General features: G+C 60.7%; 13 protein-coding genes. 5 read left to right on the top strand and 8 right to left on the bottom strand.

Annotated elements, in window-relative coordinates; translation table 11 throughout:
- Positions 1-185 precede the first annotated feature (185 nt).
- A complete protein-coding gene (locus Q8K09_RS01115; protein ID WP_305253121.1) occupies positions 186-389 on the bottom strand; it encodes a DUF3079 domain-containing protein in 204 nt (67 codons plus the stop codon).
- Between the two features lie 208 nt (positions 390-597).
- On the opposite strand from Q8K09_RS01115, the gene Q8K09_RS01110 reads away from it, so the two are divergent.
- Positions 598-2,736, top strand: a complete 2,139-nt coding sequence (locus Q8K09_RS01110) for a NosR/NirI family protein (RefSeq protein ID WP_305253120.1) — start codon at positions 598-600, stop codon at positions 2,734-2,736.
- A 252-nt stretch (positions 2,737-2,988) separates the two neighbouring features.
- On the opposite strand, the gene Q8K09_RS01105 is transcribed toward Q8K09_RS01110, so the two are convergent.
- The 5 genes from Q8K09_RS01105 to Q8K09_RS01085 all read right to left on the bottom strand — a co-directional run bounded on the left by Q8K09_RS01105 (position 2,989) and on the right by Q8K09_RS01085 (position 8,049).
- Positions 2,989-4,005: a CNNM domain-containing protein gene (locus Q8K09_RS01105; RefSeq protein ID WP_305253119.1), complete on the bottom strand. Its 1,017-nt coding sequence runs from the start codon at positions 4,003-4,005 to the stop codon at positions 2,989-2,991.
- A complete protein-coding gene (locus Q8K09_RS01100; protein ID WP_305253118.1) occupies positions 4,002-5,378 on the bottom strand; it encodes a hemolysin family protein in 1,377 nt (458 codons plus the stop codon). Before Q8K09_RS01100 ends, Q8K09_RS01105 begins: the two co-directional genes overlap by 4 nt.
- 395 nt (positions 5,379-5,773) lie before the next feature.
- Complete coding sequence (locus Q8K09_RS01095; RefSeq protein WP_305253117.1) at positions 5,774-6,595, bottom strand: hypothetical protein; 822 nt, start codon at positions 6,593-6,595, stop codon at positions 5,774-5,776.
- A gap of 13 nt (positions 6,596-6,608) precedes the next feature.
- A complete protein-coding gene (locus Q8K09_RS01090; RefSeq protein ID WP_305253116.1) occupies positions 6,609-7,235 on the bottom strand; it encodes a helix-turn-helix transcriptional regulator in 627 nt (208 codons plus the stop codon).
- A 10-nt stretch (positions 7,236-7,245) separates the two neighbouring features.
- Entirely contained in the window at positions 7,246-8,049 is an 804-nt protein-coding gene (locus tag Q8K09_RS01085) for a TIGR04255 family protein (RefSeq protein WP_305253115.1), read from the bottom strand.
- 360 nt (positions 8,050-8,409) lie between these two features.
- Here Q8K09_RS01085 and Q8K09_RS01080 point away from each other — a divergent pair, with 360 nt between their 5' ends.
- On the top strand, positions 8,410-10,383 hold the full coding sequence (locus tag Q8K09_RS01080) for a DEAD/DEAH box helicase (RefSeq protein WP_305253114.1): 1,974 nt from the start codon (positions 8,410-8,412) through the stop codon (positions 10,381-10,383).
- 122 nt (positions 10,384-10,505) lie between these two features.
- On the opposite strand, the gene Q8K09_RS01075 is transcribed toward Q8K09_RS01080, so the two are convergent.
- On the bottom strand, positions 10,506-11,453 hold the full coding sequence (locus Q8K09_RS01075; protein ID WP_305253113.1) for a histone deacetylase: 948 nt from the start codon (positions 11,451-11,453) through the stop codon (positions 10,506-10,508).
- 121 nt (positions 11,454-11,574) lie between these two features.
- Here Q8K09_RS01075 and Q8K09_RS01070 point away from each other — a divergent pair, with 121 nt between their 5' ends.
- Genes Q8K09_RS01070 through Q8K09_RS01060 form a run of 3 tightly spaced genes read left to right on the top strand, consistent with a single transcriptional unit; the run spans position 11,575 to position 13,206 of the window.
- A complete protein-coding gene (locus Q8K09_RS01070) occupies positions 11,575-11,739 on the top strand; it encodes a hypothetical protein (RefSeq protein WP_305253112.1) in 165 nt (54 codons plus the stop codon).
- 13 nt (positions 11,740-11,752) lie between these two features.
- On the top strand, positions 11,753-12,622 hold the full coding sequence (tesB, locus tag Q8K09_RS01065) for an acyl-CoA thioesterase II (RefSeq protein ID WP_304878242.1): 870 nt from the start codon (positions 11,753-11,755) through the stop codon (positions 12,620-12,622).
- Entirely contained in the window at positions 12,619-13,206 is a 588-nt protein-coding gene (locus tag Q8K09_RS01060; RefSeq protein WP_305253111.1) for an HAD family hydrolase, read from the top strand. The genes tesB and Q8K09_RS01060 overlap by 4 nt, the downstream gene beginning before the upstream one ends.
- 139 nt (positions 13,207-13,345) lie before the next feature.
- Here Q8K09_RS01060 and cueR read toward each other — a convergent pair whose 3' ends face one another.
- A complete protein-coding gene (gene cueR, locus Q8K09_RS01055; protein WP_305253110.1) occupies positions 13,346-13,750 on the bottom strand; it encodes a Cu(I)-responsive transcriptional regulator in 405 nt (134 codons plus the stop codon).
- Between the last annotated feature and the right edge of the window lie 343 nt (positions 13,751-14,093).

The following is a 14,093-nucleotide window of genomic DNA, read 5'->3' as shown; positions in this document are numbered from 1 at the left end:
CTGTAGGGTGTCACTCGCCGAAGGCAGTGCACCATGGTTCACCGGCGCGGTACAAAAGCTGGCGGGCTGTCGCTGCGCGCCGAGCGGACGGCGGCCCGGCCGCCCTACCCGCAGGCAGTGCACCATGGTTCACCGGCGCGATACAAATGCTGGCGGGTTGCCGCTGCGCTGACGATTCAGAGCGCTTAGTCCTCCGCCTTCGTCGCCTCGCTTGGAGGTTCGATCCCCCAGTCGCCGGACAGGTGCCAGTCCGCGCCAAACAGCTCGCTTGGGTGCATGGTGCGTTCGGAGCCATTGCCACAATCCAGCGAGTCCGCCGGGCAATACCGGTCGCAGCCCCAGCAAATACGCTCGGGATGCGCTGGGTCTACGGGGAACTTCTTGGCCATGCTTGCCTCCCTGGAATGAACCGGCCGCTGCAGCAAGCCTACTCCTGGCGCCGGAATACGCGCTTGATCCTGCGCAAGAAGCCCAAGCGCTGCTGCATGCCCGTTTTTCTACGACTGAAGTAGCGGCTTACCTGCCGGCAAGTCGCATGGCGCGCGGCTGCACGCTCGATAGCATGGGTCGATAAGGACAATATCGACGAGGCGCGCCATGCCATCCTGCTTCAGCCGCTTTTCCTGCGTGCGAGTATTCGTGCTGCTGTGCGCGCTGATCAGCCAGCCGTTGGCCGCCGAGGCGCTGCAGGACGAGATCCTGCAGCTGTTCCCGAAAGCCACGCGCATCGAGCCCAAGCAGGAGGCTCCGCCGGTTTACAGCGTCTACCAGCTCGACGAACTGCTCGGCTATGCCTTCGAGTCCACCGACTACTCCAGCCTCCAGGGGTTTTCCGGCAAGCCCATGCGCCTGCTGATCGGCATGGACCTGCAGGGCGTACTGGCCGGGGTACGAGTGCTTGAGCACCATGAGCCGGTGTTTCTCTACGGCCTGGGGGTGCAGCCGCTATTGGATTTCGTCGATCAGTATCGGCAGCAATCTATCAGCCGGCCGATCATCGTCGGCGGTCGGCGTGCGGACAGTTCGGACGGTGATTCGACCACCCAGTTCGACGGCGTCAGCAAGGCCACGGTGTCGGTGGTCATCCTCAATGAAACCGTGTTGCAGGCGGCCCTGAGTGTCGCCCGACAACTGCTCGACGGCTTCGCCAGTGCCCCGCTGGCCACGCCGAAAAGCGACCTATATGAAACGATGGACTGGCAGCGCCTGCTCGACAACGGCTATGTACAGCGCTGGACGCTGAGTCGCGAGGAGGTCGAGGCCCAGCTGGAACATGCGCTGAGCGACTACCCGGAGTTCGCGCAGGAGGACGACAGTAGCCCCTTCAGCGAACTGCATTTTGCCTACCTGAATGCTCCGAGCATTGGCCGCAACCTGCTTAACGCAGCCGGTTGGCAAGCCCTCGGCGAGCAATTGCAGCCCGGCGAGCAGGCGCTGCTGGTCATGTCCAGCGGCCTGTATCGGCATGTCCCGGCCGACTTCACACCTGCCACCGCGCCGAGCCGTCTGGTGCTGATGCAAAACGACCAGGCCATCGAGCTGTACGACATGCACTTCAATAGCGGCGAGGTGCTGACGATGCTTGCCACGCCGCTGCAGGAGGTCGACGCGCACATCTTCCGCATCAAGACCCACGCGGCCTTCAACCCGGCGCAGCCCGCCGCACTGCAACTGAACGTCAGCCTGCGGCGCAATCACCTGGTGGAAAGCAATAGCCACTTCACCCGCTCGTTCCAGCTCGACGAGCAGCTGTTCGATATTCAGCAGGCCGTCGCCCCAGCCAAGCCGGTGCCCATCTGGCTGCGTATGTGGCAAGAGCGCTGGTGGCAGATTGCGCTACTGGTCAGCTCGTTGCTCCTGCTGAGCGGCGTATTTATCTTCCAGCATCGCATCAGCGCACACAGCCGCGGCTTTCACCTGTTTCGCGGCGGCTTTCTGCTGTTCACCCTCGGCTTTATCGGGCTGTACGCCCAAGGCCAGCTGTCGGTGGTGAACATCTTTACCCTGCTGCTGACCCTGTGGGACGGCTTCGATATCCGCATTTTTCTGATGGACCCGCTGATCTTCATCCTCTGGAGCTTCACCTTCGTCAGTCTGTTTATCTGGGGCCGCGGCCTGTTCTGCGGCTGGCTGTGCCCCTTCGGTGCCCTGCAGGAAATGCTCGGCTGGGTTGCCAAGCACCTGCGGATCAAACAGTGGAAAATCGCCGAGCGCAGCCACCAGCGCCTGCAAAAGCTCAAATATGGCATCTTGCTCGGCCTGCTATTCGCGGCTTTCTACTCCCTGAGCCTGGCCGAGCGCCTGGCCGAAGTGGAACCGTTCAAGACCTCGATCACCCTGTTCTTCGTGCGCAGCTGGCCGTTCGTGCTCTACGCCTTGATACTGCTCGGCCTCGGCCTGTTCGTGCACAAGTTCTACTGCCGTTATGTCTGCCCGCTTGGCGCCGGCCTGGCGATGCTCGGCAAATTCCACCTGTTCGCCTGGCTTAAACGCATCGACGCCTGCGGCAATCCTTGTCAGCACTGCAAGAACCACTGCGAAATCGGCGCCATCGAGCGCAACGGCCGCATCGACTACGACGAGTGCATCCAGTGCCTGGAATGCATCGTGATCCTCAACAACGACGACCAATGCGTGGCCACCATCAGCGCGCGGAAAAAGGCGGAAAAGGCCAGCAAGCAGCAAGGCCGGGACGCAATCATCGTCAGCGACTGGCAACCGGAGCAGGCCGGCTAGGGCTTACCTGTCGCGACAGGCCATTGCGGCCCTTCGTGACTGGCGGCAGTCGACCGGAAGAAACCATGCAGGTCATGCAGCTTTCGACCCAAGGTGACCAGTCAGCCGCTTCAATATAGCGGTCTGCCGCGGATTGTTATGCGCTTGATTAGCCAACAAATCTCAGCTGGGAGCCGTCTTTCCCCGCGAAGGTGTAACTATCGAGTAATTACACCTCCATGGGGAAACTCTCAGCATCTCGACGTGCGGTCGCTAAGCAGTAGAGGCCGCCGGGAGTACTCGTTTGAGGATGTCGGCCAGCGTTATAACGCCAAGCAAGCGATCGGCGTTCATGACCAAGGCAAGCTGAACGCTCGATTTACGCATGCGGGTAAGCGCTTCATAGACGGGGGTTTGCGCGTCGAGCAAAAAAGCTTCTCGTGCAAGCTCATGCGCAGGCCGAGTCGCCGGCTCAAGCAAGGTGTCGCGGACGTGAACCACCGACGGCTGGATGCCCTCGGCGCCCAGCACGAGAATGCGCAGGTGCCCGGACTGGATGGCCGCACTGCGGACATCCTCCACCGTTGCATTCCGCGTAACGTGAACCAGCATTTCACCCTCGATTAGCAGCGCTTTGACGGGCAGCGTGCCTAGGTCGATCAAGCCTGAAAGCTGCTGCTGCATCTGCGGCATCAGCGTGCCGACCTTTGCCGAATGCTCAACCAGCTGGCGGATGGTTTCAATATCCTGACCGCCAACGGCGGCGCTTTCGACTGGCTCAACACCTGAGGCCTTGACGAGACGGTTGGCGATACGATTCACCCAGTTCAGCAGTGGGCGCAGCGGCCAGATATAGATGCGCGAGACGATGCCAATCGCAAGAGCGGACTTTTCCGGGTGGGCAATGGCCCAGGACTTGGGCGCCATCTCGCCGACAACCAGGTGCAGGAATGTCACCAGAAAAAGCGCGAGGCCAAAAGCTGCGCCACCAGCCGCCCAATCGGGCAAGCCCCATGCGATGAACACCGGGCCGAGCCAAACGTCGACCGCAGGTTTTGTCACCGCACCCAGGGCAAAGGTGCAGAGCGTGATGCCCAGTTGAGCACCGGCAAGCATCAAGGTCAGATCATTCATGCCGCGCAGCGCGGCTCGAGCGGACGGGCTGTTACCAGCCAGCTCTTCAAGGCGATGCCGGCGGGCGCCGAGCAACGCAAACTCGATGACCACGAACAAGGCGCTCAGGGCGATCAGGGCGATTGTCGTTAGCGTGACTATCAGCGGATCATTCATTGCTCTTCCTCCGCCACAGGCACCTTGACCAGTCGCACGCGAACTTCAGTCGGAACGTGTCGTTCAATGCGCAGTACATCGACTTCGAGTCGATACATCACGGGTTCGTCGGAAACCAGCTCGGCAGGATCGATAGGCAGATCAACGGTGACCGTGTCGCCTTGCGCAGGAAGTGCGCCAAGCTCCGCGATGAGCATGCCGGCAACCGTCTCCACATCAACGCGCGGCAGGTCGTGACCAATAATCCGCCTGACCTCGTCGAGGTGAACGTCACCATCCATGGTCCAGGTGTCGTTACCCTCGGAGACGATGGCATCGCCGGCTTCAGCATCATGCTCATCGGTGATCTCGCCAACGATTTCCATGGCCAGATCTTCAATCGTGAGCACTCCGGCAAAACCGCCGTACTCGTCGATAACGCAGGCCAACTGGTTGGTTGTTTGCACCAACTGGTCAAGCGCATCTGGCAGCAGCATCAGTGTCGGTAGCACCTTGGCAGGCCGCATCAGCGATGCAACGGTTTCGTGACCGTTGCCCGAGTCGAGACGCGCCAGCACATCGGCGAGATGGACAACGCCCACTGGAGCATCATCGTCATCAATCACCGGGTAGCGGGTGTGGGCAAGCGCCATCAGGCCACGCAGCTCTTCGAGCGTCGTATCAGGCTCGACCCAGTCAACTTGGGAGCGGGGCACCATTGCGTGCTCGACGTTGCGTTGCGGGAAGTCGAGGATGCGATCCATCATGAGCGAAAGCTCACGTGGCAGATCCCCACTGTCGCGCGAGTCAGCGATTATGTGCGGCAGATCGGTAGCCGATGCGCTCACGTCGAGGTCATGAATAGGCTCGATACGCAGTAACTTCAGGAACAGGTTGGCAGACTTGTCGAAGAAACTGATGAGCCAGCCGAAGGCCGACATATAAAAGAGCGTGGAGCGGGCAAGCCCGAGCGACAGTGGCTCAGGGTTCGCAATAGCAAGGTTTTTCGGATATAGCTCACCCACGATCATCTGAATGATCGTCGCCGCAACCAGAGCCAGCCCTGTCCCGACGGCCACTCTAGCTTCAGCCGGTATGCTCGTTCCGCCGAGCAGAACGCCTAATGACTCGCCAACTAAAGGCTCTGCGACGTAACCAACAAGCAGGCCAGTGACGGTAATGCCGAGTTGAGCACCCGACAGCATGAAGCTTGTGCGGTTCGTGACGGCCAATGCGCGTTTTGCCGACGCATCACCGGCAGCCGCCAATGCTGCGAGCCTCGTGCGGTCGACCGCCATGTATGCAAATTCTTGCGCAACAAAGTAGCCATTCACCGCGATGATCGCGAGGATGACCAGGATGCCAAGAAGAAGGGTAAGGATAGGTTCGATCATTTGGTCGCTGAGCCCAATTCAAGGAATAGGGATAGACCGTGTGCTGCGGGGCTGGGGTCCACGAAGGATTCCATGCGAATGAGGGATCGGGAGAATACGGGCGATTGCCCCGCGTCGTCTAGCCAGAGAATCTTTTCCGTTTGTGAATGCCCCAAGACCGGAAACTGGGGACGAGGAAAAAGTGAAAAAAAGGGAAAGATTTATTTTCCCTGCTGTAAATGGCCGCTTTTGGCCGATTTTTGGCCGGAAACGGTCGCTGGTGACAGGCTGTTATCGGCCAAAAGCGGCCATCGAGTATCTACGAAATCAGGGCCGATTCAACTCGCTCTTTCCCCAGATTCCGCGAAGAACCGACATAAAGGCCGTCATCGCTGACGGCCTTTATGTGCAGCACGCTAGGCTGTGGCTACCTCTAGGAACTCCCCTTCATCCTCAAGGCTGATCCATTCCAAACGCCACTGATCTGTCTTCATGATATCTGCCAGACTAAATCGACTGTCTGCGACCGCCTCACACACCTCAAGCGCGACCTCGGTTGCCTCACCGATAGGACCGTACATTTCTTCAAACAGCCCCCCAATCTGCGCGGCAGCAGCTTCACAGGCTTCCCTTGCCCGGGCTCCGCCGGCAGTGTGATACACAAGGCTGATGGTAAGCCCATAGGGCTCACCATCAGGCAGTTCCATGTGCTTTTCATCACCAAGCGAAATGAACATCCCGCAAAGGTTCTCATGGCACGCTTCAATGATCTTCGCGATATGCCACTCGACAGTTCTCTTACCTTTCTTCTTTCGAAGCCGATCTTCAAAAGCGTTGGGATAAGCCGGACGGCCGTATCTGGTGCAAAGCCATTGCTTCAAAACGCGTTTATCTTCACCCCTGAGCTCCAATGAATCATCGGGTTCACCAAGGATTTCGAACTGCTCCCTTGGCACAAGATGTCGATTTTGGTAATTCACGTGAAAATGAACGGGGCCATCAACACTTTGATAGGGGATGTGAAGGTTTCTCACATTTCGACAATTAAGAAAATTCGTATCCGCCTTTGTCCTCGGGCAGACGATGAACTCTAGAATGGGCTCTTTATTGCCCGCAGGAATATCGCAGTCATGGGTGATCAGCATGACTGCAGATCCATTCACACCAACCAGCCCTAGGCGCTCAACCTCTTCAGGCTTCACCAGGCTACCCTGCCGCCAGTTGATCTCTCGCGTCATATGTTATCCGTAATTAGGCTTCGCTTGCTGGAGGAATAGAGATGCTAGATCTCCACTCACTAGAGCCGGATGCCGCCGTATTACGTACGGCGCTCGATTCATATGCGTGATCAATAGCCGTAGCTTCTGCCACTAACTGGGATATGTACTCATCGACGCTTTCGCCCGAGCGGAACAGCTCCAATACGGACTTCTCGCCAGAAACCTTAACAGAAAGAAGCGCCCCAGCTCTTTCGATTCTCGCATTTGAGAATCGATCTGCAATTCGACTAAGTGAGGCCAGTCTAGAAAGGTTATCACCCTCTGGAATTGCACTAGCCGACATCCATTTATAAATAGACTGCCTAGTTACCCCTAGCGCTTGAGCTAGGTCGGAGACCGGCAGCGCGAAAACCGATTTGATATTTTCCAGGTGCTGCTGCGCGCTACGCACGTCGATTCTAGAGACCTGGGAAGAGCCATTCGGGCTTGCAATCGCCGACGGGTGTTCACGTCCCTTGAAGTAAGATTGCAAGCGTTCTGTACTAGATGTCATCGCAACTGCACCAGTGCTCAACAGGGCAGCGCCAACGACATAACAAGCAGACCGAGCTACTCGCCCAAGACCACCGGTACTAGATGGGTTAGCTAAACCGTACATTGCATCGCTCCTATTCCCAGACATCGAAAGCATGCGGAGTTGCTATAGCGTGAAAACTAACGGCTATCGCATCATGCAATGCCCCCAGAGCTGGCAAAAGCGCCTCCCTCTCCGCAGGGAAAGAAGCCTCGAGATAATGATCCATGTCTATAACTGCGTGATGCTTTTGTTCATTCATCTGGAATTTCGGTTGCAGCTGTACGGACTTAGCCACCAAGTCGGCTGGAAACCCAACCAATCCGAAAGCTTTGTAGACTTTCGTCACCAGCGTTCCGGACCTGTCCCCACACTGCGTTTCAAAGATTGACTCCGAGGCTGAGAACTTCCTATCAGCGCCACCGACAGCAACACCATGCAATCCATCAGCCAAGTAGTTTTCTGCCGTCTCCCCATCCCTTGGCAAGATCGCATTCAAGTACCGGATCCCTAGCCGCGAGATGGCCTCAAGTTGCACGATCTCATGCACGATCTCAACGCCAGCAACCAAGTCATCAAAAAAGTCCTGATGGCTTTCGTAGCAGGTCGATTGGAAGGTGAGAAAGTCTTGGCCCAGGACATAGCCGCAGCTACGATCAGCTTTGGTGAAAAACCAATGATTAATCGTATTAGCACGCATGGACTGTCCCGGTTGTGGGAGTCCAACGTTAAATTCGAACCCTTGGAGCTGCTCGGTTTCGAGAACCGTATACCCCTTACGCCGAAAGCGATCTTGAATCTTACCGGCGTAGTCAGCTATGGCTGCAACAGGATTGAACCTCGCCTGCGCCAGCGCGAAATACACCGGTGCGTTAGAAAGGGGGCTAGGTCGGTTCATGTCAATCCTCGTGTCGTCGTAGCAGGCAGCGTATGACGTTGTCAGTTTACACTTCGGTTGACACACCAACAAGGCAATAGATCACAAAGCAGTCGGTGCCTCCTTCGTACAAGTGGATCCGAGGGCTGAATCGCCAGAATTCATAGACGCTCGATGGCTGCTAGTGGCCGTTTCCCGCCAGTCGACCTCGTCGCCACCCGACTCCCGGCGGCCTCGCACAACTGCGCGGACATATTCCGCGCCGCCACGAGCCGCAGCCTGGCCCCGCGATGTGCAGCGCTGGTCCAGCACTTGCCAGTCCCCGGCGAAAAACACTTATCATTCAGCCATATACCTCATGCTCTGGGTGGTAATTGCCGAATGTTGTCTGCCGTCGAGCGCTACACGCTGCTCTTGTCCGGGGCCTTGGCGCGTTACTTTCCGCGAACCGCGGCCTATCTGCGCGCCGAGCGCGAGGTGGGGGTGCCGCTGAAAAAGCCGCGTGCCCGGGTGAAGAAGGGCGGGACTACGGCGGGTGCGAGCAAGGCGGGTGCCGGGAAAAAGCCTGCCAGGCCGCGTGGTAAAACGGGCCAGCCGGCCAGCACCGCGATTTACGGGCCGGCGTTGCTGGCGGTCGACGCGGCGCAAGTCGAGGCCATGCGCGCGCGGGTCGCCCAGGCAGTGGCGGCGGGGGTGATCAGTGCACCGTCGGACGAGCAGTGGGCGATGATCCTCGGTCGTCATCCGCTCACGCGGATCTTCGCCGGGGCGGGGTCGGGCAAGTCCACCACCCTGGTGCTGCGGGTGGTGTTCATGCTCTGTCATCTGGGCATCGAGCCCGGCCGGCTGACGGTGATTTCCTTCACCAACGCTTCCTGCGCCGAGTTGCGCGAGCAATTGCTCAGGGTGCTGGGTTTCTGGCAGTACCCCTTTGATGCCGCGCAGGCCCGCCAGTGCGTGCGCACCTTTCATTCGGCCATGGGCGTGCTGGCCAAGCAGGCGTTGAACAGCCCGCGCTGGTTCGAGCAACTGGACGACCCGCCCGGCGCACCCCGTGAGCTGGATAACCCGCTGACCTCAGCGCGTCTGCGCCCGGCCCAGCAGCGCCTGCTCAAGCAGGCCTACCAGCAGTGCTACACCGAGGAGCCGCTGTTTCGCCAGTTGGTGCACAGCTTGCTGGGGCTGCCAGCGCCGCCTGCCGAAGCCACCGAGGGCAAGCGGCCACGGGTAGCCAAGGCGCCGCTGGATGGCTTCACGCTGGCGGGTGAGTTCACCCCGTTGCCGCTGTTCGAGGCCTTTTATGTGCAGGCCGGCTTTATCCAGAGCATCGGCATTCGTCCCGAGCGGATAGATGCCCAGGCGCTGTCCTGCTCCGCCCGCGAGCGCAGTTTTATCGAGGCGCTGGTGTTGTTCTGCAAGGCCTTCGACGACTGCCTGCAGGCGCAGGGCCTGATGACCTTCGACGGCGCCTTCCAGGCCCTCGGCGAGCGCCTGTCTGCTGGCGCGGCGGGGATCTCGGTCGAGGCGCTGGCGCCGTTCAATCACCTGTTGATCGACGAGTTCCAGGACATCTCCCCGCAGATCGTGCAGTGGCTGCAAGCGGTGCACCGCAGCCTGGCGCGCCAGGGCACGGCGGTCAGCCTGATGGCGATCGGCGACGACTGGCAGTCGATCTATGGCTGGCGTGGCAGCTCGCCGGAGCTATTTATGAACTTCGACAAGCACTTCCCGGGCAAGGGCAAGGCGAAGAGCAGCGCGCTGTTGATGCTGGCCACTAACTACCGCTGCATCGAGCCGGTGATCCGCGACGGTGAGGCGGTGCTCGCGGGCGTTGCCTGCAAGCAAGCCAAGACCAGCAAGGCGTTCAAGGCCATGCAGCCGGGCGATCACGGGGTCAAACTGGTGCAGGGCTTCGATATCAAGGCACGGATGCCGGAGTTGCTGGCGGCGATCAAGGCCCAGTGCGCCCACGTTGCCAGCCGCAACATGGCCGACCGCAACGCGGTGCTGCTGCTCAGTCGGCGCAACGAGCCCTTGCGCGCCATTCAGGCCCAGTTGGACAAGAAACTGCCGGTCAAGGCCTACACCATTCACCGCGCCAAGGGGTTGCAGGCCGAAGTGGCAATCATCGTCGACGATTGCATGCCGGCGCAGCCGCACCCGCTGCGCAACGCGCTGTATGCCTACTCGGGGTTCTTTGCCAACAGCTACGACCAGGCGATGGCGGATGAAGGCCTGCGCCTGGCCTATGTGGCGATCACCCGCGGCGTGAGCCGGGTGCTCTGGTTCACCAAGAAGACCCAGGGCGCGACCCAGGTATTGGCGCGCCGTGCCAGCCAGCGCGGCGGTGGCTGACGGCGACCAGCGGTGGTGAACGTATCAATCGCCGTCGCGCGCCAGTCGCCAGGTGCGATGGGGCGCGGCGCTTAGCCTGTTGTGCCTGGGGGCCGAAGCGACAAAGCCCAACGAATCTGCGATCACCCGTTGGGCTTCGCTGCGCTCAATCGGCCTAATCCACGTTCACCCCAGACCTTGGCTGCGCTGTGGTGCAGGATGCCGTGGCGACGGGCCAGGGCGTGGCGGTCTTTGTCATAGCCGCCGCCGATCAGACCGACCACCGGGATGTCGCGGCTCAGGCAGTGGTTAAGTACCGCGGTGTCGCGGGCGGCGACGCCGGCATCGGTCAGCTTCAGGTAGCCGAGGACGTCGTCCTGGTGAACGTCGACGCCGGCGTCGTACAGCACGATGTCCGGCTGGTAGAGCGGCAGCAGGTAGTTCAGCGCGTCGTCCACCACCTTCAGGTAAGCGTCATCACCCATGCCGATCGGCAGGGGAATATCCCAGTCGCTGGCGGCCTTGCGCGCGGGGAAGTTCTTTTCACAGTGCAGGGATACGGTGATCGCCTCGGGGACATCGGCGAGCAGGCGGGCGCTGCCGTCGCCCTGGTGTACGTCGCAGTCGAAGATCAGCACCCGTTGTACCTTGCCGGCTTCGAGCAGGTAGCGGGCGATAACCGCCAGGTCGTTGAAGATGCAGAAACCGGAGGGGAAGTCGTAATGGGCGTGGTGGGTGCCGCCGGCCAGGTGGCAAGCCAGGCCGTGCTGCAAGGCCTGTTCCGCCGCCAATAATGAGCCGCCAACCGCGCGCACGGTGCGTTGCGCCAAGGCCGTGCTCCACGGCAGGCCGAGGCGGCGCTGGTCTTGCTGGGGCAGGTCGCCGCTCATATAGCGCGCGATATAGGCAGGGCAGTGGACCAGGGCCAGCACTTCCGGCGGGCACAGCTCGGGGCGTAGCAACTCGGCATCGCTGGTCAGGCCGCTGGCTACCAGGTGATCGCGCAGCAAGCGGAATTTTTCCATGGGGAAACGATGCGTCGCCGGGAAAGGCGGGCTGTAGTCGTCGTGATAGACCAGCGGCAGGCGCATGCAAGGATGCTCTTTGGGGGCAGCGCCTGAGTATGCTGGCGCTGCCGGCCCCACTCAAGTGGCGCCGTAATGACTCGAAACGCCCGCCGCAGTGCTTCGCGTCCCCGGACAGGAACCTGGCATGATTGTCTCGGTAAATCGGTCACGTTTGCTTTCTGCAGGCCTCTGCGGCGGCTATTTCGACGATTTTCCATCTGAATTACTCGGAATTGCCGACAGCCGCGGGCAAAGTCTTTACCATTTCACCCTGTCCCGAACACCATTTGCCACTGCGCTAGGCGCTTGATAGGAGAACATGCATGAGTCAGGTACTGGACGAGTTGGTCGCCCTGTTAAGTCTGGAGGCCATTGAGGAGAACCTCTTCCGTGGCCGCAGTCAGGATCTGGGCTTTCGTCAGCTGTTCGGTGGCCAGGTGCTCGGGCAGTGCATTTCTGCGGCCAGCCAGACGGTCGAGGCGGATCGTCATGTGCATTCCATGCATGGCTATTTTCTGCGCGCAGGGGATGCGTCGTTGCCGGTGGTCTATCAGGTGGAGCGGATTCGCGACGGCGGCAGCTTCAGCACCCGCCGCGTGGTCGCCGTGCAGAAGGGCAAACCGATCTTCTTCTGCAGCGCTTCGTTCCAGTACGACGAGCAGGGCTTTGAGCACCAGACCAGCATGCCGGACGTGCCGGGACCGGAAGGCTTGAAGTCGGAGACCGAGCTGGCCCGGCTGATCGGCGACTCGTTGCCTGAACGAATGCGGGCGTTGGCAGTGTCGGAAAAGCCGATCGAGATCCGCCCGGTTACGGTCGGTAACCCCTTTGCCCCGCAGCCGTGCGAGCCGGTGAAGTATGTGTGGTTCCGCGCTGCCGGCGAGTTGCCGGACGATCCGCAACTGCACAAATACCTGCTCGGCTACGCCAGCGACTTCAACTTGCTGACCACTTCGATGCTGCCCCATGGCGTGTCGGTGTTTCAGAAGTTCATGCAGGTCGCCAGTCTCGACCACTCGCTGTGGTTCCACGGCAACCTGCGCATGGACGACTGGCTGCTCTATGCCATGGACAGCCCCTGGTCGGGCAATGCCCGCGGCTTCTCCCGCGGCAGTATCTTCAATCGTCAGGGCCAGCTGGTCGCCTCGGTGGCTCAGGAAGGCCTGACCCGAGTCCGTGAGGATTGGAAATGAAACTGCGCACAGCAAGCCACTGGGTATTCGACATGGACGGCACCCTGACGTTGGCGGTGCATGACTTCGAGGCGATCAAGCGGTCGCTGGATATTCCCCAGGCGGATGACATCCTGCATCACCTGGCCGCCCTGCCCGAGGATGTCGCCGCTGCCAAGTACGCTTGGCTGCTGGAGCACGAGCGCGAGCTGGCCCTGAGCGCTGAGCCAGCACCCGGAGCCATCGAGCTGGTGCACACGTTGCACGAACGCGGCTGCCAACTCGGTATCCTGACCCGCAACGCGTACGATTTGGCGCTGGTTACGCTGCAGGCGATTGGCCTGGGTGACTGCTTTGCCAACGCCGACATTCTCGGTCGCGACGAGGCGCCACCCAAGCCGCACCCCGGCGGTCTGCTGCACCTGGCCGCACGCTGGCAGGTGGCGCCGGGCGAGCTGGTGATGGTCGGTGATTACCGCTTCGACCTGGAGTGCGCTCGCGCTGCCGGTGCTTACAGTGTGCTGGTCAATCTGCCGGACAACCCCTGGCCGGAACTGGCCGACCACTTCGCCGTGGATTGTGCGGCGCTGCGGCAGGTGATCTAGCCGGGTTCCACGGATTTACCGGGCAAGCAGAATTGGGCGCGGTCAGACATATCAAAATTCCGGTGCGCGCGGCCTAGGCTGCCCGCACACCCGACGGCAAGCGCTCCGCCACGTAGGGTGCGCTGTGCGCACCACGGATTTACGAGTTTGCGCAGCCGCTGGACGCCAGGTCCTTGAGGATCGGGCAGTCGGGGCGGTCGTTGCCTTGGCAGTGTTGCACCAGCTCCTGCAGGGTGTCGCGCAGGCTGCTGAGTTCGGCGATCTTGCGATTGAGTTCGGTGATATGCCCCGCAGCCAGCGCTTTTACGTCGGCACTGGCGCGCTGGCGGTCCTGCCACAGGGTCAGCAGCTGAGCCACTTCGGCCAGGGCAAAACCCAGATCCCGCGCGCGCTTGATAAAGGCCAGGCGATGCAAATCCTGTGGGCTGTACTGGCGATAACCGCTGTCGCTACGGCCTGCGGCCGGAAGCAGTTCGATGCTCTCGTAGTAGCGGATCATCTTGGCGCTAAGGCCGGTCTTCTGCGCAGCTTGGCCGATATTCATGGTCGGTCTCCAATCAGGTTCTTGTGGGAGCGGACTTGTCCGCGAAGATTGCCGGCCCAGGGCAAAGCATCGCGGACAAGTCCCCTCCTGCGGGGCGGTGGTGGTGCGGGTTGTGTGGTTGGCGGATATTCATCGTCGGCCTGCGGTCGTGTTCTTGTGGGAGCGGGCTTGTCCGCGAAGGTTGTCGGCCCAGGGCAGAGCATCGCGGACAAGTCCCCTCCTTCGGGGCGGTGGTGGTGCGGGTTGTGTGGTTGGCGGATATTCATCGTCGGCCTGCGGTCGTGTTCTTGTGGGAGCGGACTTGTCCGCGAAGGTTGTCAGCCCAGGGTAAAGCATCGCGGAC

The sequence above is a fragment of the Pseudomonas sp. genome, assembly GCF_030683065.1.
Classification (GTDB): Bacteria; Pseudomonadota; Gammaproteobacteria; order Pseudomonadales; family Pseudomonadaceae; genus Aquipseudomonas.
This window is presented reverse-complemented; position numbering and strand designations above follow the sequence as displayed.